This is a genomic window from Paenibacillus sp. SN-8-1, from assembly GCF_050995535.1.
Taxonomy (GTDB): domain Bacteria; phylum Bacillota; class Bacilli; order Paenibacillales; family Paenibacillaceae; genus Fontibacillus.
The window spans coordinates 2,000,017-2,023,745 of sequence record NZ_CP194782.1; the positions used below are offsets into that span (position 1 = coordinate 2,000,017).

Below are 23,729 nucleotides of genomic sequence, written 5' to 3' on the forward strand. Positions count from 1 at the left end.
GGGTATAAAAAGATGTATTATTCGACATCGAGGGTATAATAAGATGTAGAGATTAATACAAAGGATGGAGAGAGACACCATGTACTTTAAAAAAATAGGCGTTATCGGTGGCGGTACGATGGGCCAAGGCATTTGTGAAATGCTTGCAGCTAAGGGACTTGAAGTTCTGCTGGTTGAAGAAACCCCGGACAAATTGAACCATGCTTACAGCATGATAGAGACAAGCCTAGATAAGCAACTGGAGAAATGGGCAATCACCCAGGCGGAGAAGAAGCTGATTCTTTCCCGAATTCAAAAAGTAACACATTTTGCCGAACTCGGCTCCTGCGACATGGTGATCGAGACGATTTCGGAAGATTTGGATGCGAAGAAAGAAGTCTTCACTCAACTCGACCAAGTCTGCCCAAGCCATATTATTCTAGCTAGTAATACTTCAACCCTAAGCCTGACCGAAATTGCCGGAGGCACCATGTATCCGGAACGCGTCATCGGCATGCACTTTATTTATCCAGTATCTCGTATTGATCTCGTGGAAATCATTCGCGGTTTGAAGACTTCAGATAGCACATTTGATAACACCAAGCGTTTTGTAGAGGAAGTTGTTGAGAAGCGCGGCATCATGGTATATGAATCCCCTGGATTCGTAACTTCACGTATTATCTGCATTCTTATTAACGAGGCGCTGCACGTGCTTGGTGAAGGCGTGGCAACGGCTGAAGACATTGATGACTCCATGCGTATTGGATATCAATTCCAGTATGGACCGCTTGAGATGGCTGATCGTTTCGGTCTCGATTCGGTACTTGCCGCACTTGAGCGTATGTTCCGTGAGTTCGGTGAACTTAAATACCGCCCTTCCATTGTACTTAAGAAGATGGTCCGTGCCGGGAATCTGGGCGTTAAGACGGGCGAAGGCTTTTTCAAATACGACAAGGATGGTGACCGGATATGAAAGTTCTCGTTATAAATGCGGGTAGCTCCTCTCTGAAATATCAGCTCTACAACATGGAGGATGAGTCGGTTCTAGCGAAAGGACTCGTTGAGCGGATTGGTATGGATTCCTCTATTCTAACGCACAAGCCTACGGACAAAGAGGAAGTTACCGAGGTAAGCGAGATTCTTGAGCATACTACCGCAATTCGTAAGGTGCTTGAGAAGCTGACAGACAAAGAGCACGGTGTGCTGAATTCAGTTGATGAAATTCAAGCTGTTGGGCACCGGGTTGTGCACGGTGGGGAGACATTCAAAGGATCTGCACTCGTTACGAGTGAAGTCAAAGCAGAGATCCGGAGACTGTTCGATCTGGCTCCGCTTCATAATCCACCGGCTATTATGGGGATCAATGCGGCAGAGAAGAACATGCCTAATGTTCCTCAGGTCGTTGCCTTTGATACCGCCTTCCATCAGACAATGGATGAAAAGGTATTCTTGTACCCTATCCCACGAGTGCTGTATAAGAAGCATCACGTTCGCAGATACGGGGCACATGGTACATCTCACCAATATGTAAGTAAAGCAGCTGCTGCGTACCTCGGGCGGCCAATTGAAGACCTCAAGATCATTACCTGCCACATCGGTAACGGCGCCAGCCTGACAGCTGTAAAAGGCGGAGTCTCTGTTGATACTTCAATGGGACTTACCCCTCTTGAAGGTCTGATGATGGGAACACGAAGCGGGGACCTGGACCCTGCAGTCGTTACATTTGTTATGAATAAAGAGGAGCTTTCGATCAGTGAAGTGAATTCAATGCTCAACAAACACAGCGGATTGCTTGCGATCTCCGGTGTGAGCAGTGATATGCGCGATATTACGGATGGCATGGAAGCTGGTGAGGCGAATGCTACCCTAGCATTCGAGATGTACGAATATCGTCTTCGCAAGTATATCGGTGCCTATGCAGCGGCTATGAACGGGGTAGATGTGATTGTGTTCACAGCCGGCGTCGGGGAGAACTCCGTGGTCGTACGTGAGAAGGTATGTGAGAATCTGTCGTATCTGGGCGTAGAGATTGATCCAGAGCTGAACAAAATTCGCTCAGGTGAACCACGCCGGATTTCATCAGCTAATTCCAAAGTTGAGGTACTGGTCGTGCCAACGAACGAAGAGCTTGTCATTGCACGGGATACGAACCGAATCGTTCAGGAAGCCAAGTCAGCTAATTAATTAAGAGCAGCTAGAGGAGAGAGATAACATGGCGGTCAAAACAGTGATTCGTCAAATAGGCCATCACGTCGGCGAGACGGTAACCATCGGCGCTTGGGTGAATAACAAGCGTTCTAGCGGGAAGATCCAGTTCCTGCAGCTTCGTGATGGAACGGGCTATATTCAAGGTGTGGTTGTTAAGAGTGAGGTCTCTGAAGAGATTTGGGACAAAGCCAAAAGCTTGACTCAGGAAAGCTCCCTCTATGTGGAAGGGATTGTCCGCGAAGAACCAAGGAGTGCTTCGGGTTATGAGTTAACTGTTACCAATATTGAGATTATCCATATTACAGAGAACTATCCGATTACACCTAAGGAGCACGGGGTTGATTTCTTGATGGACCACCGGCATTTATGGCTTCGTTCCTCGAAGCAGCGTGCCATCATGGTCATTCGGGCAGAGATTATTCGTGCGGTTCAGCAGTTCTTTGATGAGAACGGGTTCACTTTGGTGGATCCGCCAATCTTGACACCTACCTCAGCTGAAGGAACAACCAACTTGTTCCATACCAAATATTTTGATGAAGATGCTTATCTGACTCAAAGTGGTCAGCTTTATATGGAAGCTGCAGCCATGGCGCTTGGAAAGGTGTATTCGTTCGGACCAACTTTCCGTGCGGAGAAATCCAAGACCCGCCGGCATCTGATCGAGTTCTGGATGATCGAACCGGAGATGGCGTTCACGGATCATGAGGAAAGCCTCAAGGTACAGGAGAATTTCATTTCTTTTGTAGTCCAGTCGGTTCTCAAGAACTGCAAGGCAGAGCTTGAAGCTGTAGGGCGAGATGTATCCAAGCTGGAGAACATTCAAGCTCCATTCCCTCGTATAACCTACGATGAGGCCATCGAATTCCTGCATACTCAGGAATTTGATATTCCTTGGGGAGAGGATTTTGGCGCTCCGCATGAAACGGCAATCGCTGAACGTTATGATAAGCCTGTATTTATCACCCATTATCCGAAGGACATCAAAGCTTTTTATATGAAGCCGGATCCGAACCGTCCTGATGTGGTTCTATGTGCCGATATGATTGCTCCTGAAGGTTATGGTGAAATTATTGGCGGATCCCAGCGGATTGATGACCCTGAACTGATGGAAGAGCGTTTCAAAGAGCATAATCTCTCCACAGAGACTTATCAGTGGTACCTGGATCTGCGCAAGTACGGGTCGGTTCCACACTCCGGATTTGGTCTTGGACTTGAACGGACCGTAGCCTGGATCTGCGGACTTGATCATGTACGTGAGACGATTCCGTTCCCGCGGACCCTGTACCGTCTGTACCCTTAAGTAGTCATAACAACCTTGCGTTATTCCTGAAATAAAGAGGTGAATGTTGGATGGGAATGGGCGAAGGTTGGAAGGTGTGGGCGAACGGTATAGCTTACGGGCTGGAAAAGGGTTCAGCTAGTATCCCTTATGCCTTACTGGCTTATTACCGGAAGCTCAAACTAACTGATACAGAAGTAATGCTGCTGATTCAGCTGTTAGCTTTCAAGCAGTTAGAACAATTGGAGTTCCCTTCAATGGAAGAGATTGAGCGGAGAATGGGGGCTGCCCCTTCTGTGGTAGCCAGCGGAATTCGCAAATTGATGAAAGACGGCTGGCTCTCCATCGACGAAGTCACCGATCACTCTGGAATACATTCAGAACGGTACAATCTAACGGGAATGTACCACAAACTAAGTGTATGTCTTGCTGAAGAAGCGGCAGCTGAACGCCAGAAAGAACGGTTATCGAAGGAGGAGGAGTCCTCATCTTCGGAAGATCAGCAGCGCAATCTGTTTGTCATCTTCGAGAAAGAATTTGCCCGGCCGCTCTCTCCAATGGAATGTGAGACGATATCAGGCTGGCTGGATCAAGACGGTTATCCGGATGAACTGATCCGGCTTGCACTGAAGGAAGCCGTATTTGCAGGTAAAGTGCATTTTCGTTATATTGACCGCATTCTGCTCGAGTGGAGCCGTAACCGGGTCAAGACAGCTCAAGATGCCAAAGCTTATACGCAAAGATTCCGTGGAAATAGTAAATAAGGTGATATACTTGAGGTTGTTCCATCAGCAGCTGCTGATAGGAGCAACCTCTTTTTACATAACTGGGTAGTGAAGGCAATCCATATAGACTAGCAATTTAGCAATAATGCGAACATTCTAAAATAATTTAAATATTTTCGCAGGGGTTATTTCAATTCATGACGTCTATTTATTTGGAAGGAGGGGAGAGATATAGAAGAGGAACTACGGATCAGCCAGATCCTACAGGGGAACCAGGACGCATTCAGACAGCTGGTGAATGACTACGGCCCTTATCTATACCGGATGGCTTACTCGGTTCTTCATGATCAGAAGGAAGCCGAGGACACCGCGCAGGAGACGTTCATCCAAGTATATAAATCTCTCCCTGAGTATCGGTCACAAGGATTCAAGACGTGGATCACGCGTATTTGTATCAACAAAGCCATTGACTGCAAACGAAGGCGTGCACGCCGCAGAGAAGATGAATGGGAGAGCGAGGAGGTACTACAGCAAATTCCTGCTGCAGAGGAGGATACGCTGGATAGCCTTGTTAGAAAAGAACGTATACAGAGAGTAGCCAGCCGGATCAATGAACTTCCTGATGCTCATAGAGAGATAGTAACTGCCTTTTACCTGAGAGAGCAGAGCTACGAGCAGATTGCCGCCGACCAGAGTATCGCGCTGAAGACGGTGGAATCCAGGCTGTACCGGGCAAGACACTGGATGAGAGAGCATTGGAAGGAGGAGGATTGGTCGTGAGAGAGACAGGCATGCAGCGACAAGATTTGTGGAGACAGTACATACTTGGTGAGTTAAGCCCCAGCAAGCAGGTAGAGTTGGATCAATTGTTAATTGAAGATGAATCCGCATTAAGAGAATATCTGATTGTATTCGAAAGTATGGAGCAGGGGCTTCCAGAATTCCCGGATTTGAATGCATTTACTGACCAAGTGATGAATGCCTTACCAATGGGTGATTCTTCAGCGAAACCAATAGAGTCGCCGAGGCTTCATCGTAAATGGACATGGATTAGGCATCCGATTACTCACTATACAATAGCTGCGTCCATTACTCTGCTGCTTATTACCTCTGGATTCTTCGATCGTTTGACCCAAGATGCTGACTATATGGTGAAGGAGGACAGCAAATCATTCAGTGAGCAGTGGCTGAACCAAACTACAAGCTGGATGGATTCATGGAATAAATCTAAATAAGTGAAAGGATGGATGAAATGCCGGTAATACGTAATCGGGTGACTGCTTTTTTTATGAACTTTTTGCCTGGCCTTGGCCATTTATATTGGGGTAAGAAAATCAGGTGCTTTTTCTATATGCTGTTCTTCTGCGGATTTTTATTAGGAGGTTTCTCATTAGCCCTTCTATCTAACTCCGGTGAGCCTTTTGTATTAGGAATTGTCTGTGCCGCTATTGTGTGGGGGATCAGTATGTTTGATCTGTTCATTGTGCTGCTGAAGGATTACCCTACTCAGGGATATAACTCGGGTTATCCAAGCCCTGAGAGCAGCGGCGGCCATGATGCTGAACGCTTTTTCACCATTTTACTCTCCTTCGTGCCCGGCCTTGGCCATTTCTATATGGGACTTATGCAGAGAGGATTATCTTTTCTCGTTGCTTTCTTCGGGACGATCACGATGCTCATCTTTGTCGCTGGGATTACGAACGACTCGGTTCTGGTCTTCCTGTGTGTACTGCCTGTGATCTGGCTGTATTGCATGTTCGATGCGGTTCAGTGTATTCACCGCAAGCTATCAGGGGAGATATTAACAGATCGTACTTTGTTCGGCGATTGGGAGATTAGCCGGGAGAATGGACGGAGAAGTAAGGTCATGGCTACTTTATTATCTGTAATTCCTGGTGCCGGTCAAATGTATATGGGGCTCCAAAAGCGAGGTCTTCAACTAATGGTCTTATTCCTGGGAACATTCTATATCATCGATGTATTGCGTCTGTCTTTGTTCCTGTTCATCCTACCATTGATTTGGTTCTACAGCTTCTTTGATGGACTGCAGGTCATCAGCAGATATGGAAGAGAGCCTTTGATCGACAAGCCCCTAATAGAGGCCTTAGGGAATCATAAGCGGTTACTTGGAACCGTATTGCTTCTCCTTGGTATTTATTACGTTAGCATGAATTTGATCGTGCCGTACTTGGCAGCTCACTTTCCTGGGCTCTGGATCAAATATCGTGTCAGCAAATACTTGAAACCTTTTATTGTTTCGGTGGTACTCATTGGCGGAGGCTTGAAGCTGCTTACAGGGAGTAAGCGCAGAGCGTCTGGGGTTCATGTAGAGAGAAGGAACTTCGATGAAGATCGATTCTAACTGCTATCATTCTATGGAATTAGCCCAAGCCAAGACGTATACAAGTCCGAATACAAGCTCGGTAAAATGGCGAGTGGGTACGGTCCCCATGGGCATTTCCTTGTTGATACTAGGCATGGTCATTCTATTCTCGGATTTGTATGGATATAATGGCTTTACTGCGGCAAAAGCCTGGTGGCCGATCTACTTCATTCTACTCGGACTAGAAATCATGGCACATTCGATATTCCGGCGGAATGTCAGAATTCAATATGATGTCATAAGCATCTTCCTAATTGGAGTACTTTCCGTGTGTTCACAAGTTTATTTATTTCTTCTTGGACATTGACGCCTCCAGTATATAAAGGATCACGATGACAAGGAGTCCCCCAATGAATAGACTATCGGGGTATAAGAATTCCATACCGATCAGTTCCTTTCATTTCAGAATAGGAACGAAAGAAGAGGGTGCACCTGGTCAATGTCATTAGGTTAAGCTATCTTAATGACATTGAGCACTTGGTGCCTCCTCTTCTTTGGTTGTACATTTATTGTATCACAGGCGAGCGCATATTCCAATAAATGGATATCTATCTGGTTGTAATTATTGGCGGAGGGCCAAACTCCGGTAAATATGCTCAAAAATAAATTCAAAGGATTCTAAATGACGTTTCGCCTCAAACGCATTGGCTCCCCAAGCATAAATACCATGATTACGAAGCACGATCCCCGGAATCTCAGGTCTCAAAGCAGCTGGAATCAGCTCCGCGATTCTGGGAATCTCCGCATAATTCGGTACGACCGGAATTTCAATCCGCGCATTCTCCTCCCAAATTCCCAGGCCTTTGATTAGCTCAATCCCCTGAGCGGGTATCGCTCCTTTATCGCCATAGCCTTCACTTATTATGTTGTTATAAATGGTATGCACATGGAAAATCGCGCCGCACCCGGTAAGGCGATAGATCTCGGCATGGATCAGAGTCTCCGCACTGGGCTTTAAGCTGGTGACTTCACAAGGACGGCCTTGCTGATCCACGAACAGGAAATCCTCCGGTGTGTGCACGGATTTATCTTTGCCGCTTGAAGTTACGGCGAAATAGAAGGACTCGGGTGAGAATTCACCTACCCGGATCGACAGGTTGCCGCTTGTGCCAGGGAACCAGCCGCGGGCAGCGAATTGTTCCTTCACCTTACGGAGCTCTTCAAGAGCTCCAAGCTTCTCTTCTAAGGGGATATTTGTGAAACTCATCGTTTATACTCGCCCTCTCTCTTTTTGAAATCCTCGGTAATATCTACAAATGTCTCAAAAGGGGTATGCGGTACACCGAGCTCTACACATTTCTCCGTCAAATGGGAGCGAGAATAGATCCGATCCGCAAGCTTTGCCGCTTCGAAGTCCGTCAAGCTGTCGCCAATCAGAATCCGTTCGTAGCGGTCAGCAGGGAACCTGCGCATAACGGTTGTCTTGCACATTCCGCAGTCATTACTGCAGTGTTCGTCACAGAGATGCGGCCAGGTAATCTTGATATTGTCTCCTGAGAAATCAGATCCGTTGCAGTAGATGTGATCGTCAGGAATATCAAAGGGCGCAAGAAGTGGTTTTACAAAAAAATCAATGCCTCCGCTTGTGACATAGAAGGGAATATCCTTGCTTCTCAAATAGCCAAGGAAATCACCAAATCCTTCCCGTATACCCGCTTGACCGAGCACAAACTCAAGTATCTCCTCGCGTCTGTCCGAAGGCATTAGAGCGAACATGGCTCCAACACCCTCGTGGATCGATATCTTACCTGCGAGAATTTGCTCCATAATCGGCTCGTAGCCCGCTGGCTTGAAATGCTTCATAATCGCTACAATATTGTCGCTGACTGTGATGGTTCCGTCGAAGTCACAGAAGACGATAGGTTCTAAGCTATGGGTCATTTCTTGCCTCCCCAGATATTTAGAGCTTCTTGCAGCTCGGGATTGGTCTGGGACGCTTCTTCCAGTGAGATCCCCTTCAAACTGGCATCGATCGCTTGGAGGAACGCTTGTCCGCCGGCAGCTGCGCCGCCCGGATGACCATGGATACCTCCTCCGGCATTGACAACTACGTCATTGCCAAAGTCAGCCAGCAGACGCGGAACTAGGCCGGGATGGATGCCCGCCGAAGGAACAGGGAAGCTGGCCTTCTGCGGCAGATCCGTGCGTACAAGCTCCTGGCGGATTGCCAGATTCTCTTCCCTTGGCATAACGACAGAGCCGTAAGGGGAAGGGAAGAGTACCAAATCCGCACCCGCGGTACGCATCAGCTTGCCAAGCAGGAGAGAAGCGGAAATCCCGTAGTGGGGTGATGGGTACAAGGCCCCCGCGAGAGAAGGATGAGCTGCAATGGGAATATGGATATCCGGGTCCGCGCTCAGCTCTTGAAGAACGTCCAGCCCATAGGCAAGGGGACTGAATAGCAGTGCGGTCGCCCCCGCGTTAATTGCTTGGAGAGCTTGACTGCGAAGCTGTGAAGTGGGTCCAGTCAAATTAACGGCGTACAGCAGCTTCTTGCCGGTTGTACGCTCCGCTTCTTCAGCGGCTTTCCGGCATACCTCGGCTCTTCGTTCGATGGGGGTAAGCGGGTTCTCGAACAGAATTTCATCGTCCTTGATCAAATCTACACCACCGAGCGCTTGAGCCAGGAATTGTTCCTTTAGCCCTTCAAGATCATATCCGACTACAGATTTGAAAATGCTCATAAGCAGAGGGCGATCAGGTGCATTAAGGATGCTGCGGATGCCCTCTATACCGAATTTGGGACCTGGGAAGCCGGCACTAAAGTCATCCGAGAAGCCCAGATCCAGCAATTTAATCTGTCCATCCATTGAGATCTTGCCAAATGCAGTAATGAGCAAAGCAGGAAGGTCTCTGGTAAAGTTAATGTCCGGATAAGCAATCGTTACGTCGGCATAACGTCCCAATTCGGACTGTTCATGCTCTTCAATATGAACGACATGACCAAGGTGCTTCCGCATGCTTTCTTGCTTAATCTGCGGAAGTTCTGTCCAGCTGCCGACCGTCATGCCTACTGCGATGGATTCTGCTTTGCGGCGGAAGTCTGCTTTCGCGTCTTGAATCCGGTAAGTGGCTGTGCAAAAGTTCATGAGAGTGCCTCCTCAACAGCTGCACCCATTTCACGTGAGCGTTCCGCGCACCGCCGAACAGCGGCTCTGACCGTTTCGCTAAAGCCAGCTCCTTCAAATACTTCAAGAGCAGCCTGAGTGGAGCCATTCGGGGAGGTGATGGCTTTACGAAGCAATGCAGGGTCTTCACCTGTCTGCAGCATCATATTCGCAGCACCAAGCACAGTCTGAACGGTAAGGTCGCGGGCTTGTTCAGCGCTCAATCCACCTTCGATGCCGGCAGCGATCATGGATTCCATCATGTAGTAGATGTAAGCCGGTCCGCTGCCCGAAATTCCGGTCAGAATGTCCATTTGCTCCTCAGGAATCACACTTACAAGGCCAACAGCCTCAAAGATCGATAGAACCTGCTCTCTGCGCTCCTCAGATACTTCGGAGGAGAAGGCAATCCCGGTTGCTCCGAGTCCGATGGAGCTGGAGGTGTTAGGCATAGTTCGGGCAACCGGCTGCTTGCGTCCCAGCAGGGCATGAATGGTATTTATAGATAGGCCCGCAATGACTGAAATGATAAGCTGATCTTCACGAAGTAGGGGACCAAGCGCCTTGAGCGCTTCGCCGGCATCCTTAGGCTTCATAGCAAGGACCAGGATGGAAGCTCCTTGAAGAAGTTCCTCTTTCTCCTTAGCATCAGAGGCTATACGTACACCATAAGTGCTGTGCAGAAATTCAATCCGCTCCTGGCTGCTGCGGTTGAGCATGGATATTTGCTCCGGTTTGGCAACAGCCTTATTGATAAGTCCACGAACAATAGCCTCTGCCATGGAACCAGCACCATAAAAGCAGATGTCAATCTGTTCTGAGCTGGACCCTGATGAATGATTGGATAAATCGGACATGATAAGCTCTCCTCCTTTATTTACGAATTTGGCCGCTGCCTTGAATAATGTATTTACTCGAAGTAAGGGCTGGAAGTCCCATTGGACCCCGGGCATGAAGCTTCTGGGTACTAATTCCAATTTCTGCTCCGAATCCGAACTCGAATCCGTCAGTGAAGCGGGTAGAGGCATTATGATAGACTGCAGCCGCATCAACCTCATTCAGGAAGCGGACCGTATTCTCTTCGTTCTCAGTAACAATACATTCTGAGTGCTTGGTGCCGTACTTGGAAATGTGCGCCAGAGCCTCATCCAGATGCGCAACAACCTTAATGTTAAGAATATAATCGTTATATTCTGTAGCGTAATCCTGCTCAGTTGCTTCTTTGGCCCACGGCACAATCTGCCGGGTTAACGGACATCCACGGAGCTCAACTTTAGCTTCCTTGAAGGCCTCAGCCAGCTCATTTAGATGAGCAGCCGCGAAAGACTCGTGAACGAGCAAAGACTCCATGGCGTTGCATACGGATGGGCGCTGCACTTTGGCATTTAGAGAGATTTCCTTAGCCATCTGAGGATCGGCCGAAGCATCCAGATAAGTATGGCAGATACCAGCGCCTGTCTCGATCACGGGAACCGTAGCATTTTGAACAACATTTTGGATTAATGAGCTTCCTCCGCGTGGAATGACCACATCGAGCAGGCCATTCAGTTTAAGCATCTCATCAACAGAGGACCGGCTGGCGTCTTCAATTAGCTGTACAGCATCCGGTGGAATGGCTGTGCCGGATAATGCGATATGAATCAGCTCAATGATCTTGCGGTTAGAAGAGAGGGCGGCTGAGCCGCCGCGCAGCACTACGGCATTGCCTGTCTTCAGGCACAGACCCACGGCATCAACCGTAACATTAGGCCGGGCTTCGTAAATAATCCCAATGACACCAAGTGGAACACGTTTCTTCACAATATGGAGACCGTTAGGGCGATCAATCGTCTCCAGAGTCTCGCCAACCGGATCAGGAAGATGAACAATCTGACGCAATCCTTCGGCAATGCCGGAGATTCGTCCATTGTCAAGGGCTAGTCGGTCGAGTAGGGACTCCGGCGTTCCATTATCACGGCCGCGCTGCAAATCCTCCTGGTTGGCTTCAATGATCTCAGAAGCTCCGTTAATTAGAGCTTCGGCTACTGCCAAGAGTGCCTCGTTCTTTTGCTCCGTCGTTAATTGGCTCAAAATCAAGGCCCCAGATCCAGCCAGCTCTGCTTTGTTTCTCACTTCACTCATCGTTATTGCCTCCTTAAGATTATTTTAGTGAAATCCATTCATCCCGGTGAATCACTTCTAATCTGTGGATTCCATCCATCTTCTTCATCACTTCCTGGCTTGGAAGTCCGAGCACATCAAGCAATTGCGACTCGTCATAATTCACAATTCCGCGTCCTAATATTTCACGCTTCTCATTCACGACCTCAACGACATCCCCGGTATGAAAATTCCCCTCGACAGCACGTATACCAACGGGAAGGAGACTGCGCCCGCCATAGATCAGGGCTGTCTCCGCACCTTCATCTACAATGAGCGTACCGAGAGGTGTAGATAGGAAGCCGAGCCACTGCTTCTTCATTGGCAGGGAGCTCAGCCGGGTGTCGAAGTAAGTTCCACGGCCGTCTCCCTGTACAGCGCGAAGCAGTTCACCCGGAAGGCCGCCCTTGCCAATAAAGACGGGGACACCTCCACGTGTGGCAATCTTGGCTGCATCAATCTTGGAGCGCATGCCTCCCGTTCCAACTTTGGATCCAGAGCCTCCCGCGATAGAATAGAGCTCATCGGTGAACTCGCTCACTCTCTCAATCCGGGTAGCCGCCGGGTCAATCCGGGGGTCCTTCGTATACAGACCTTCGGTATCGGTCAGAATGACGAGGTGATCGGCCTTCAGAAGGTTAGCCACAAGAGCAGAGAGCGTGTCATTGTCCCCGAATTTCAGCTCATCGATGGAGACCGTGTCATTCTCATTGATGATTGGCAGCACTCCTTGCTTGAGCAGCTCCTCGACAGCCATGCTGGCATTGCCCATCCGCTTGCGGTTCAGGAAGTCCGTTCTTGTCAGGAGTACCTGTGCAGCGGGGATTCCATGCACCTGAAAGGCTTCCCGGTAAGACTGCATCAGCAGTGCCTGACCCACCGCCGCTGCGGCCTGCTTCTCATGGAGCAGCTTCGGTCGTTCGGCATAGCCGATTTCACGAAATCCAGCCGCGACAGCACCGGAGGTGACTAGCAGCACTTGATAACCGGATTTCCGGAGTCCTGAAAGCTCGGCCGCAAAAAATTGAACCGCATCTCGGTTGAGTCCGCCTTCAGGTGATGTGAGCGAGCTGCTGCCTATTTTGACAACGACGCGTTGATGCATGACATTCACTCCTACAATAATTTAGTTCAAGTCTTGATGGCAAAATGATCAATCATTTCTAGATTCCCTAAATGCTATAACTGTATGGAATGACTATAGACCGCGGCGTAATTTAACCACTGGCGCAGCAGGTAGTTGCCTGGATCCATGCGTAGACTTCTATAAGTTTCACTCCATATAAATAAAAAAACTTCCGCCTTTGCAGCGCAAAGGACGAAAGTTCTGACTTCCGCGGTACCACCTTTATTGATGAATTAGTCATTCATCCAACTTACAGCCTGTTAACAGGGGCAGCTGTCCGGCTTGATTAAGCCAGCCGTTCAGGGATAGGGTTCTGAAGGGCGGACGGTAAATTCTCACAGCCATTTGGAATTTACTCTCTGGAATACGCCGCGTGTCTTCGTACTGGTCCCGTCATCACGTTTCATTAATATATCGATAGAATAACATGGGAAAAGTGGCTTTGCAAAGGGTGAACCTGTTCAGAATAACGAGAGTCCGCCAATGCGGTGCACAGCTTCGCGAAGACGATCCTCGCTGCTAAGCAGTCCTACCCGGACAAATCCTTCACCGTGCTTCCCAAATCCAACACCAGGGGCTACGGCTACTTTAGCCTGTTCGAGCAGGAGCTGTGCGAAGCCGGCCGAATCGTAACCTTCCGGTACAGGAAGCCATGCGAAGAAAGAGCCTCCCGGCTTGCGTGCCTTCCAGCCAATCTCATCCAGCGCGCCGAACAAAGCATTCCGTCTGGATTCATAGACAGCGACAAGGTCGGCCACACTCTGCTGGCTGGAGGTCAGAGCCACCTTGGCCGCCTCCTGAACCGCGCCGAACAAGCTGACATAAATATGATCTTGCAGCTGATTAATAAGCGAAATGATCTTCTCATTACCGAGGGCAAAAGCGACACGCCACCCCGCCATGTTATAAGTTTTGGAGAGAGTGTAGTATTCGATACCCACTTCTTTGGCACCCGGAGCTTCCAGAAAGCTGACCGGACGATGGCCATCGAATCCGATAGCCCCGTAAGCAAAGTCGCTTGCAACAACAATATTATTCTCTGCTGCAAACTTCACGGTGTCCTCATAAAAAGTGAGCGGGGCCGTCGCCGAGGTCGGATTGTTCGGATAATTCAGGAACATCAGCTTCGCCCGCGCCTTGTCTTTGGCGGTTACGGCCTCGTAGCCCGGCAGGAAGTTATTCTCCTCCCGCAGGGGCAGGAAGGACATTTCGGCTCCGGCCAGGGCCACACCTGACCAGTAATCTGGATATCCCGGGTCGGGAACCAGACACAAATCTCCCGGGTTGAGCAGGATCTGACTGATCTGCACAAGTCCTGTTTTGCCGCCGAACAGAATAGCAACCTCTTTCTCGGGATCAAGAGTAACTCCGTAGTCCTCAAGATAACGCTGCGAGACAGCTTCCTTCAGAAAAGAATACCCGGTAAAAGGGGAGTACTTATGATAAAGCGGGTTCGATACCGCTTCCTTAGCTGCCTGAACAATATGATCAGGGGTGGGCCGGTCCGGATTGCCTTGCCCTAGATTAATTACATCATGACCGGCTGAAATCTCCCGGTTAACATTTTGCACTAAAGTGGCGAAGAACTGCTTTGGCAGGCGGCTCATGACATCCGCCGGATTTATCGTAAGAGTTGGCTTGGGTTTATTCATATAAGACACACTCCGTTCCAGGTACAGAAATGAACTTGATTGCTTTGCTATAGTCCATATAATTTATCACGATTTAACCAAGCTGTATAGAATGGATTAGACCGGAAGAGGATTGCATTCCAAGCGGCTCAAGCGATATGATTATACATAGTTGCTAGGAAGGGAGTAGAGACCTATGTCCGTAGACCAAACCGATTCTACTCAGAAAAAGTGGAATATTGCATTAATTCAGTCTGATATTGTTCTTGGTGAACCTAAGGTGAATGCATTCAGATTGAAGCAGCTGATGGAAGAGGCGCTCCAAGCCGAGTCCAAACCGGATGTGATTGTACTTCCTGAAATGTGGAATACCGGCTACGCCTTAACGGAGATCGATGAATTAGCTGACCTGCAGGGGCTGGAGACCAAAACTTGGCTTTCGGATTTTGCACGGGAGCACAGCGTTCATATTGTTGGCGGGTCGGTTGCCCAGAAGACAGAGGGACATGTGCGTAATACGATGTATGTCTTTAATCGCGAAGGAGAACTGGCCGGGGAATATTCCAAGATTCACTTGTTCCGGCTGATGGAGGAAGAGAAGCATCTGGCTGGAGGAGAACAAAGAGTGACATTTGAACTCGACGGAACCACCGCCGGCAGTTCTATCTGTTATGATATCCGGTTCCCGGAGCTTGCAAGATCGCTGGCTCTAAGCGGAGCAAAAGTACTCTTCGTTCCAGCAGAGTGGCCGCATCCAAGGCTTCATCACTGGCGTACGCTGCTGACCGCAAGAGCGATCGAGAATCAAATGTACGTCATAGCCTGCAACCGGGTCGGGGTTAGCGGTAAAGATTCCTTCTTCGGTCATTCCATGATTATTGATCCTTGGGGAGAGATCATTGCTGAGGGTGGAGAGGACGAAGAAATTGTTACGGCTCAAATTGAATTGTCGATTGTGGATGAAGTCCGCAAGCGGATTCCTATATTTGAAGATCGCCGTCCTAACCTTTATATCTATATGGAATGAACTAAAGAAATGAACGTTTGGATTCTGGCAACCACTTGTTGCGGCATGAAACCGGTCACGCAGTCTTTAGTTCAATCCATAAAATTGAAGCACTCTTTAATTGAAATGACTCCCACGAGCCTTAAAGCTCGGGAGTCATTCTTTGTTCCAGCACGTCCTTGAACGTTTCGATGAAAGCCTCTGCGGCCTTGGATAAATAACGACCCTTGCGGTAAGCAATGACGAGGGTACGGCTGGGTACAGGATTCTCAATTGGAATGTACACTGGAATGAGTTCACTCCGCTTCGCCCGGGCGATGAAGCGGGGAACAAAGGTGATGCCCATTCCTGCCGCGACAAGAGACTGGATGGTTTCAATGTTATTACTTTCAAACACTACGTCCGGTTCGAACCCCGCAGTCCGGCACATTTCAATCGTCAGGGTGCGTAGCCCCTGGCCTTTTTTGAGTACAATGAAGGGCTCATCCCTAAGCAGCTTCATCTGCTCAGCACTGTTCAAGACCGGTAATGCGGCAAGTGGATGGTTTGGTGGGACGGCCAGGTCAATGCGTTCTTCACCAATGGGTTCGAAAGTCAAAGAGGCTTCTTCTAGCGGAAGCGAGAGAAGGCTAAGGTCTGTGCCACCCCCAGCAGTCAGCTTCTCAAGATGGAGTGAAGTATCCTCTAGTAATGTAATCTTGATTTCAGGATAAGCCTCCTTGAACGCAGGAAGTACATAGGGCAGGAGGTGAGAGCCGGTAATCGGCATACTTCCGACGACAACCCGTCCTTTGCGCAGCTGAGAAATATCGTCCATTTCCTGGCGAAGCTGTTCGACTGCATCCACAATTTTGCGCGCATGGGTGATGAAGCTTTCCCCTGCATGGGTAAGCTCGACCGTACTCGTATTCCTCTGGAACAGCAGCACGCCAAGCTCCTTCTCCAGCTTGGACAGCTGCTGGCTAAGGGAAGGCTGGGCAATATGAAGCTTATCTGCAGCCCTTGAAAAGTTGCGTTCTTCGGCAATTTGAAGCGTATATTGAAGCTGTCTAAATTCCATGATATCCCTCATTCGTGATTAAGTTATAAGCAATTCCTATGACTATTATATCGTATATAGGTTCTGCATTCACAAACTACTTAAAATTCCGAACTGTTATATCAAAATTTAAAAGTTATAGGTTAAACCTATCACAATTATAGATATCATATCTTGGAACAATTAACTGGCAAGTGTTATAGTAGATTCAACGAACGGAGCGGCTGGTTCTGTTATAATGAGCCACTTCGTCAACAAGTTCGCTATATTGCTAATTTAGAGGTGATTATGATGAGTCAAAAGAAAACTATGTATGAGAAAATTTGGGATAATCATGTTATTCATCAGGAAGAAGGCAAGCCAAGCATTCTATATATCGACCTTCATCTAGTTCATGAGGTTACGTCTCCGCAGGCATTTGAAGGACTTCGTCTGAGCGGACGCAAGGTACGCAGACCAGAGCTTACTTTTGCTACTATGGATCATAACGTTCCTACCAAGGACCGCTATAATATTACAGACCCAATCTCCAAACAGCAGATTGATACGCTGTCCCAGAACTGTCGTGACTTTGGGGTAACTTTGTTCGATCTTGATACGATTGATCAGGGCGTTGTGCACGTTATGGGTCCTGAACTTGGTCTTACTCATCCGGGTAAAACTATCGTGTGCGGCGACAGCCATACTTCCACACACGGAGCGTTCGGTGCTCTTGCCTTCGGTATTGGTACAAGTGAAGTTGAACACGTTATGGCTACTCAGTGCTTGCAGCAGGCTAAAGCGAAGACACTTGAAGTGCGCTTCGTGGGCAAACGCAATCCTGGGGTAACTGCAAAGGACCTTATTCTTGGGGTTATTGCTAAGTATGGTACTGACTTTGCTACTGGATATGTTATCGAGTACACAGGTGAAGCTATTCGCGAACTGTCCATGGAAGAGCGTATGACCGTCTGCAACATGTCTATCGAAGGTGGAGCTAGAGCGGGTCTGATTGCTCCGGATGATACAACATTCGAATATCTGCGTGGACGTCAGTATGTACCACAAGGAGCTGCTTTCGATGAAGCGGTTGCTCGCTGGAAAGAGCTTGCATCCGATGAAGGCGCGCAATATGACCGTGTTGTTGAGTTTGATGTGGATTCCTTGATTCCGCAAGTAACTTGGGGAACAAGCCCGGGTATGGGTACTAACATTAGCGCGGCTGTGCCGAACCCAGCTGATTTCGAGACTGAGAATGAACGTAAAGCGGCTGAGAAAGCTCTTGAATATATGGGTCTTACCCCAGGTACTCCGATGTCCGAGATCGAAATTGATTATGTGTTCATCGGTTCATGCACGAACGGACGTATTGAAGACCTGCGTGCTGCAGCAGCAGTGGCTAAAGGTCATAAAGTATCGGATAAAGTGACAGCTATTGTCGTACCTGGTTCTGGCCGAGTTAAGATTCAGGCGGAAGAAGAAGGACTGGATAAGATCTTTACTGAAGCTGGATTTGAATGGCGTGAAGCAGGATGCAGTATGTGTCTTGCCATGAACCCAGACGTTCTGCAGCCAGGACAACGTTGTGCCTCAACTTCTAACCGTAACTTTGAAGGTCGTCAGGGACGCGGTGGACGTACTCATCTGGTTTCTCCGGCTATGGCAGCGGCAGCGGCAGTTGAAGGACGCTTTGTAGATGTTCGTGACTGGAACTTCAAAACTGAAGTTGTCAGCTAAGATCGGTTAGTTAAATAGAGGGGAGACAATAACTATGCAAGCATTCACTAAATTAAACGGCATCGTGGGTCCTGTAGACCGCGTCAATGTAGATACAGATGCAATTATTCCTAAACAATTTCTTAAGCGTATTGAACGCACTGGATTCGGACAATTTCTTTTCTTCGAATGGCGTTTTGATGAAGAAGGCAATGTGAATCCTAATTTTGAACTGAACAAACCACGCTATGAGGGAGCTTCCGTACTCATCTCTCGCGTTAACTTTGGCTGTGGCTCATCCCGTGAGCATGCGCCTTGGGCGATTATGGACTACGGCTTCCGCTGTGTGATCGCGCCTTCTTTTGCAGATATTTTCTATAATAACTGCTTCAAGAACGGAATCCTGCCTATTGTCCTCTCCGAGGAGCAGGTTGAAGATTTGTTCCAGCGTACAGCTGCTCATGATGGCTATAAGCTAAATGTCGATCTTGAGAACAAAACCATTACCGATGAGTATGGTCTAGTAATTAACTTCGATCTTGACGAGCACCGCCGCCAGTTCCTTCTTCAAGGTCTGGATGATATCGGACTTACGCTTAAGCATGAAGATGAGATTTCTGCTTATGAACAAAAGAACGCAGCTCGCTTGTTCGCCTAATATTATAAAGTAAATGCAACTTAATTAAGACTTTCAAATGCACCTCTTAGTATAGACATTGGACGCCTCTCGGGCTTAGCCAATGAATATCTAGGGGTGCATTTTTTGTTGCTGGATAAGATCAGGGTGCAAGAAGTAACATGCCATGTCCCCAGTTTCCGGGTAATGTCCTGTAGAACATAACGTATAAAGCCGATCATTTTCAGGTGACTGTCTTATTAACATTGTAAGTTGCCTTTGTTAGTAACAATACATTATTATCAAATTACCAGATTTCTGAAGTATGTACCGCTCATACTTAAAAACACTTGAAATTGGGGCGAATTCTAGCCCGAGATATTATATTGTATTGCCGAGCTCAGCAATTGAAACATTGAACTTAGGGGGCAAATTGGATGGACATGTTGGATCGCGACGGACTTACAGAACGCCAGTTTTTGGAGCAGTATCAGGATAGAGACTATGAACGGCCTTCGGTGGCGGCCGACATGGTGATCTTCACTGTCACGGATGCTGAGGAGTACAACTATCGTAAGCTCCCGGATAAAGAGCTGCGCATTCTGCTTATTCGGAGGGGAGGGCATCCCTTCCTGGGCAAATGGGCATTGCCGGGAGGCTTCGTCCGGCCTAATGAGACAACGGAGCAGGCGGCAGCGAGGGAACTGCATGAGGAGACTGGCGTGAGAGACGTATATTTGGAGCAGCTGTATACGTTTAGCGACATTGGACGCGATCCCCGCACCCGGGTAATAAGCTGCAGCTATATGGCTTTAGTCGATAGTGACCAATTGCAGCTGAAGGCGGGAGACGACGCTGATGAGGCGGTCTGGTTCAAGATAACCTACCGTCTTCTGAGGGAGCGGAAGGCGATGACCGAGGGAGGGTACAGCAAGACTCAAGAGTACGAACTCAGATTAAAGGCGGGTCAGGAAGAGTTCACTGCTGTCGTAGAGAGAACGGTGACGGCGGGATCGACATGGGCGGGTACAGACTATACGATCGTGTCTAATGAAGGACTTGCTTTTGACCATGCCAAAATTATAGCCTGCGCGGTCGAGCGCCTGCGTGGAAAGGTGAATTACACCGATATTGCGCTGAACCTGATGCCTGATCTATTCACCTTGACAGAGCTGCAGCAGGTGTACGAGGTAATCCTGGATAAAGACCTGCTTAAAGCCGCATTCCGACGCAAAGTAGCTGACCTCGTAGTTGAAACGGAACAATACACTGAGAATGCGGGGCACCGGCCATCCCGCTTGTATCGGAGAAACTTAAATGAAGCCTGATATTTATATAAAATGCGTTCGACATTAATAATTTAATTCAATCAAAGTGGTGATCTATTATGAGCAATACATATGATGATATCGATGCGGTACTTGAGAAGATGCAAGTGGCTTTGGAGCGAATAAGGGAACAGGATCCCGCTTTCTACGCCAGATATCCTATGCGCTTGGAGACCTCGGCGAATGAACAGGTGTTACAAAGCGTCTCTAACAAGTGGAGACTGCCTGATGAATATTTGTATTTCTTGAGCAACTATGTGCCTGAGTCTGTCTCCTGGAGCACGGACGAATATATCAGTCTACAAATTTACGGCGCGAGTGACTTGCTCGGAGGCCAATCAGGCTATAATTATAATCCTGTAAAAGATGAGCTCATTACAGACTGGCCGAGTGATTACCTTGTTATCGCTACGGATGAAGGTGATCCGTATTGCATCAATCTTTCAAGAGGGGATACCGTTGTTTATACGGCCCCGCATGGGTCGGGAATCTGGGATTTCAGAGTCGTCTACGACAATCTTACCGAGTTTCTGCACAGCGTCCTACGGCCCCGGGTAGTTGAAGAGGAGGATTGGGATAATCGCGAATACGAGCAGTACAACTATTACAAAGTGTTCATTACGGGTCCTGGCACCGATAAAATAAAAACACTGCTGTTCATTAAAAAAGTGTTCTGTTGCGATTATACGCGGGCGAAAGCCTATCTTGAGGAGGAGGTTCCCCTACTCATATACAAGGGCATTGACCACGTGGCTGCTAATGTTGAAGAACAACTAAATAACATAGGGGCACAATATGTATCGCATAAAATCAGTCTTGATGAATTTTTGCAAAATGAATGAAAGAGCACCGTTTTGAAGATGCTGGCCCCCCCAGAAGGTCTAGCCAACAAGCATTAGAAGCTGCATTTTTGTGGTGTACAGGACTATACTTTTTTTAATTTTCATAGTTTACAATTCTGTTCCATTTTGAACTCTATTAAATGTATTTTTTTCCTGATAAAATGGTACTAATTCGCAACTTATAAGAGAAAGTGACGTCAGTAATGTCGTAAGCTGTAGCCTTTTTGTCCATGTTTCCCGTTGTTCTCAGGTGGGTACACCTGATCGTCTTTTACAAACAATTTTGATTAGGATGGTAGGGGTGAATGATGAAGAAACTTGGATTTTTAGCTTTTCTGTTTTTTTTCTTACTGGCACTTCCCGGACAGGGACATGCGGCATCAGGTGATACGCACATTAAGCTGGATGGAAGAGAGATCAAGCTGGCCAAGGGCAGTCAGGTTCAGGAGATTTCAGGAAGTGTACTAGTGCCGATTCGTGTCGTAGTGGAAGAAATGGGTTATAGCGTAAATTGGGACAGCAAGACAGGGAAAGTGAGCATTAAGCAAGGGAATAAGACCCTGGATTTAACGATCAACAAGAAGACCGCACAAGTCAATGGTACAAAGATTACTATGCCTGCGGCTCCCTTACTGAAAGGGGATATCACGTATGTCCCACTTCGGTTCGTATCCGAACAGACTGGAGTCAACGTGGTGTGGGATAACAAGCTTAAGACCGTTTTTCTGACAACGCCAGATTCTCAAAGCGGGAGCGGAAGTGGTTCGAATAGTGGAGCTGGAACTGGAGATGTAAGCGCTAATCCAACCCCTGTTCCTGTTCCGGACGGATCATCAGGAAGTGGAACCCCGAATGGTAACTCTGGAAAAGTTACAGGAGGAACCACGGGGCAGAGCACTTCGACAGCTCTAGCTTCTATCAATGGGGTAAGCTTTAGTGACAATCGATTAATCGTTGCCATGGATGGGAAGGCGGTCACCAAAGTATCCAAGCTCACAAATCCGGACCGGATTGTGGTGGATATTGTTAATGCAAAGTTCTCGGACTCATTTCTAAGTAATCAGCCGCTGGATAATTCAGGTCAAGGTAATCTTCAAGTTACAGACTATCCCGATGTGAAGCAAGTTAGATATTCTCTCTTCAACAACAATCCATCTACTGTACGTCTGGTTCTTGATTTGAGCTATAGCAAGAACTACGAGCTATTGAATGCTGGTGACGGACTCATCATCGTAGATCTGAATAAAGATTCGTCCAAACCAGTAACTCCGCCAGGAGGCAGTGGCAAGAAGCTGGTGGTTATTGATGCGGGACACGGCGGTCAAAAGGATCCTGGGGCCATCAGCCTTTCTGGAAAATATGAAAAGACTTTTACGCTCGCTGTTGTTCTTAAGGTACAGGAACTATTGAAGAATGAGCCGGACATTGATTTTGTACTTACACGCAGTGACGATACTTATCCTACACTAAGTGACCGGGTGAAAATCGCAAATGATTTGAATGCGGACATATTCGTCTCAGTTCATGGAAATAGCGCGGTAGCTACGGCCACCGGAAGTGAGACCTACTACACAAGGCCGGACAGTATTGAACTCGCCAATGTAATGCATAAATACTTGGTTGAAGCTACAGGACTTCCTGACAGGAAGGTTAGGCAGAAGAGTCTTCAGGTGACCAGGGAGACGAAGATGCCTGCGGTCCTGCTCGAAGTTGGGTACCTAAGTAATAAGAATGATGAACCGCTGATGTATGATGATGCGTTTCAAGAGCGTGTTGCTGAGGGTATTGTAGCAGGTATCAAAGAATATTTAGGCCTGCAATAGACTAGAGCCGGTAAAGGGGGAATGGGCGTGATGAGAAAGGGTATGGCCACAGGATTACTAATCCTGCTCATGTTGGTAAGTGCAGGGTGCGCGCAAAAGCCTCAATCTGCTCCTCCGAGTAACGAGCAGGTTAGTTCTTCGGGTGTAACGAGCGGCAATCAGGAAAATCAGGAGAAAAACACTCCTTCAGACTCTCAAGCTGGCAGTAAGGAGGTAACAGCTGCACCTAGCGGGCCCTCAAATCAAGCTGAGAAATCAGGTAAGAAGTTATCAATCAGCAGTTATTACACCGACAATGACATGATGGATCTGAAAGAGGAGCATAAGGAGATTACTTATACAAGCGAGCATGATAAGTATGAGGAAGCCTTCAAGACTTTGAAGGACAGCGGTGATCAGAAGCTGTTCGCTCTGTGGCAGAAGGTTGAATTAAAGTCCATCGATTTAAAGGACGGAGAGTTGACGATCAATATTCACTTGCCTGATGAAGCGAGACTCGGTGCAGGTGGCGAAACCTTGGCGATTGATGCGCTGAAGCGAACCTTCTTCCAGTTCGATGAGGTCAAGTCGATCGAGCTTCTGGTGGATGGCGGCAAGGTGGATACCTTGATGGGACATGATGAGTTAGAGCATCCGATGACCAGATCTTAATCGATAGAGAATAATAAATAGAATCCGCTAAGCGGGTTCTATTTTTGTGGAAATTGAATCCAAAATATACATCTCAATAGATGAACTGGATAGTTTTTCTTAAGAGGGACAGAGGCTTTACACAGCTTGATCTAAAGAAAATGAAAGGAATG

At 47.9% G+C, this 23,729-nt stretch carries 23 protein-coding genes; 15 read left to right on the forward strand and 8 right to left on the reverse strand.

The genetic code is table 11. The features are described 5' to 3' along the window. Positions 1-79 precede the first annotated feature (79 nt). From ACRRNK_RS09455 to ACRRNK_RS09490, 8 genes are all read left to right on the forward strand, one after another. Positions 80-952, forward strand: coding sequence for a 3-hydroxyacyl-CoA dehydrogenase family protein (locus ACRRNK_RS09455; RefSeq protein ID WP_433946478.1), 873 nt, complete (start codon positions 80-82; stop codon positions 950-952). Then, positions 949-2,163 (forward strand): acetate/propionate family kinase, encoded by a 1,215-nt coding sequence (locus tag ACRRNK_RS09460; RefSeq protein WP_433946479.1) that lies wholly within the window; start codon positions 949-951, stop codon positions 2,161-2,163. The genes ACRRNK_RS09455 and ACRRNK_RS09460 overlap by 4 nt, the downstream gene beginning before the upstream one ends. 28 nt (positions 2,164-2,191) lie before the next feature. Continuing rightward, positions 2,192-3,487 carry an asparagine--tRNA ligase gene (gene asnS, locus ACRRNK_RS09465; protein WP_433946480.1) on the forward strand — a complete coding sequence of 432 codons (1,296 nt, stop codon included), beginning with the start codon at positions 2,192-2,194 and terminating at the stop codon, positions 3,485-3,487. A 50-nt stretch (positions 3,488-3,537) separates the two neighbouring features. Beyond that, complete coding sequence (locus tag ACRRNK_RS09470) at positions 3,538-4,230, forward strand: DnaD domain protein (protein ID WP_433946481.1); 693 nt, start codon at positions 3,538-3,540, stop codon at positions 4,228-4,230. A gap of 255 nt (positions 4,231-4,485) precedes the next feature. Continuing rightward, entirely contained in the window at positions 4,486-4,971 is a 486-nt protein-coding gene (locus tag ACRRNK_RS09475; RefSeq protein ID WP_433946482.1) for an RNA polymerase sigma factor, read from the forward strand. Then, complete coding sequence (locus tag ACRRNK_RS09480) at positions 4,968-5,426, forward strand: hypothetical protein (protein WP_433946483.1); 459 nt, start codon at positions 4,968-4,970, stop codon at positions 5,424-5,426. Before ACRRNK_RS09475 ends, ACRRNK_RS09480 begins: the two co-directional genes overlap by 4 nt. Positions 5,427-5,443: 17 nt before the next feature. Then, the gene (locus ACRRNK_RS09485) at positions 5,444-6,553 is read left to right on the forward strand and encodes a hypothetical protein (RefSeq protein ID WP_433946484.1); all 1,110 of its coding nucleotides are present in this window, start codon (positions 5,444-5,446) and stop codon (positions 6,551-6,553) included. After that, entirely contained in the window at positions 6,537-6,881 is a 345-nt protein-coding gene (locus ACRRNK_RS09490) for a hypothetical protein (RefSeq protein WP_433946485.1), read from the forward strand. Before ACRRNK_RS09485 ends, ACRRNK_RS09490 begins: the two co-directional genes overlap by 17 nt. 255 nt (positions 6,882-7,136) lie before the next feature. Here the strand turns inward: ACRRNK_RS09490 and mtnB are convergent, their stop codons facing one another. The 7 genes from mtnB to ACRRNK_RS09525 all read right to left on the reverse strand — a co-directional run bounded on the left by mtnB (position 7,137) and on the right by ACRRNK_RS09525 (position 14,598). Further along, positions 7,137-7,781 carry a methylthioribulose 1-phosphate dehydratase gene (gene mtnB / locus ACRRNK_RS09495; RefSeq protein ID WP_433946486.1) on the reverse strand — a complete coding sequence of 215 codons (645 nt, stop codon included), beginning with the start codon at positions 7,779-7,781 and terminating at the stop codon, positions 7,137-7,139. Next, the gene (locus ACRRNK_RS09500; protein WP_433946487.1) at positions 7,778-8,455 is read right to left on the reverse strand and encodes a 2-hydroxy-3-keto-5-methylthiopentenyl-1-phosphate phosphatase; all 678 of its coding nucleotides are present in this window, start codon (positions 8,453-8,455) and stop codon (positions 7,778-7,780) included. Before ACRRNK_RS09500 ends, mtnB begins: the two co-directional genes overlap by 4 nt. Next, positions 8,452-9,663 (reverse strand): 2,3-diketo-5-methylthiopentyl-1-phosphate enolase, encoded by a 1,212-nt coding sequence (locus tag ACRRNK_RS09505; protein ID WP_433946488.1) that lies wholly within the window; start codon positions 9,661-9,663, stop codon positions 8,452-8,454. Before ACRRNK_RS09505 ends, ACRRNK_RS09500 begins: the two co-directional genes overlap by 4 nt. Then, the gene (gene proC, locus ACRRNK_RS09510) at positions 9,660-10,538 is read right to left on the reverse strand and encodes a pyrroline-5-carboxylate reductase (RefSeq protein ID WP_433946489.1); all 879 of its coding nucleotides are present in this window, start codon (positions 10,536-10,538) and stop codon (positions 9,660-9,662) included. Before proC ends, ACRRNK_RS09505 begins: the two co-directional genes overlap by 4 nt. 16 nt (positions 10,539-10,554) lie before the next feature. After that, the gene (locus tag ACRRNK_RS09515) at positions 10,555-11,802 is read right to left on the reverse strand and encodes a glutamate-5-semialdehyde dehydrogenase (protein WP_433946490.1); all 1,248 of its coding nucleotides are present in this window, start codon (positions 11,800-11,802) and stop codon (positions 10,555-10,557) included. 19 nt (positions 11,803-11,821) lie between these two features. Continuing rightward, on the reverse strand, positions 11,822-12,925 hold the full coding sequence (gene proB, locus ACRRNK_RS09520; RefSeq protein ID WP_433946491.1) for a glutamate 5-kinase: 1,104 nt from the start codon (positions 12,923-12,925) through the stop codon (positions 11,822-11,824). 482 nt (positions 12,926-13,407) lie between these two features. Then, a complete protein-coding gene (locus ACRRNK_RS09525; protein ID WP_433946492.1) occupies positions 13,408-14,598 on the reverse strand; it encodes a pyridoxal phosphate-dependent aminotransferase in 1,191 nt (396 codons plus the stop codon). 175 nt (positions 14,599-14,773) lie between these two features. Here ACRRNK_RS09525 and ACRRNK_RS09530 point away from each other — a divergent pair, with 175 nt between their 5' ends. Further along, positions 14,774-15,604: a carbon-nitrogen family hydrolase gene (locus ACRRNK_RS09530; RefSeq protein ID WP_433946493.1), complete on the forward strand. Its 831-nt coding sequence runs from the start codon at positions 14,774-14,776 to the stop codon at positions 15,602-15,604. 121 nt (positions 15,605-15,725) lie between these two features. Here ACRRNK_RS09530 and ACRRNK_RS09535 read toward each other — a convergent pair whose 3' ends face one another. Next, the gene (locus tag ACRRNK_RS09535; protein ID WP_433946494.1) at positions 15,726-16,643 is read right to left on the reverse strand and encodes a LysR family transcriptional regulator; all 918 of its coding nucleotides are present in this window, start codon (positions 16,641-16,643) and stop codon (positions 15,726-15,728) included. A 270-nt stretch (positions 16,644-16,913) separates the two neighbouring features. Between ACRRNK_RS09535 and leuC the strand changes: the two genes are divergently transcribed. The 6 genes from leuC to ACRRNK_RS09565 all read left to right on the forward strand — a co-directional run bounded on the left by leuC (position 16,914) and on the right by ACRRNK_RS09565 (position 23,577). After that, on the forward strand, positions 16,914-18,338 hold the full coding sequence (gene leuC / locus ACRRNK_RS09540; protein ID WP_433946851.1) for a 3-isopropylmalate dehydratase large subunit: 1,425 nt from the start codon (positions 16,914-16,916) through the stop codon (positions 18,336-18,338). A 34-nt stretch (positions 18,339-18,372) separates the two neighbouring features. After that, positions 18,373-18,975, forward strand: coding sequence for a 3-isopropylmalate dehydratase small subunit (leuD, locus tag ACRRNK_RS09545; RefSeq protein ID WP_433946495.1), 603 nt, complete (start codon positions 18,373-18,375; stop codon positions 18,973-18,975). A gap of 395 nt (positions 18,976-19,370) precedes the next feature. Next, positions 19,371-20,261: an NUDIX hydrolase gene (locus ACRRNK_RS09550; RefSeq protein ID WP_433946496.1), complete on the forward strand. Its 891-nt coding sequence runs from the start codon at positions 19,371-19,373 to the stop codon at positions 20,259-20,261. A 59-nt stretch (positions 20,262-20,320) separates the two neighbouring features. Continuing rightward, positions 20,321-21,103 carry an SMI1/KNR4 family protein gene (locus tag ACRRNK_RS09555; protein WP_433946497.1) on the forward strand — a complete coding sequence of 261 codons (783 nt, stop codon included), beginning with the start codon at positions 20,321-20,323 and terminating at the stop codon, positions 21,101-21,103. Between the two features lie 305 nt (positions 21,104-21,408). Beyond that, positions 21,409-22,926 (forward strand): N-acetylmuramoyl-L-alanine amidase, encoded by a 1,518-nt coding sequence (locus ACRRNK_RS09560; protein WP_433946498.1) that lies wholly within the window; start codon positions 21,409-21,411, stop codon positions 22,924-22,926. A 30-nt stretch (positions 22,927-22,956) separates the two neighbouring features. Beyond that, the gene (locus tag ACRRNK_RS09565; RefSeq protein WP_433946852.1) at positions 22,957-23,577 is read left to right on the forward strand and encodes a GerMN domain-containing protein; all 621 of its coding nucleotides are present in this window, start codon (positions 22,957-22,959) and stop codon (positions 23,575-23,577) included. Positions 23,578-23,729: the final 152 nt, after the last annotated feature.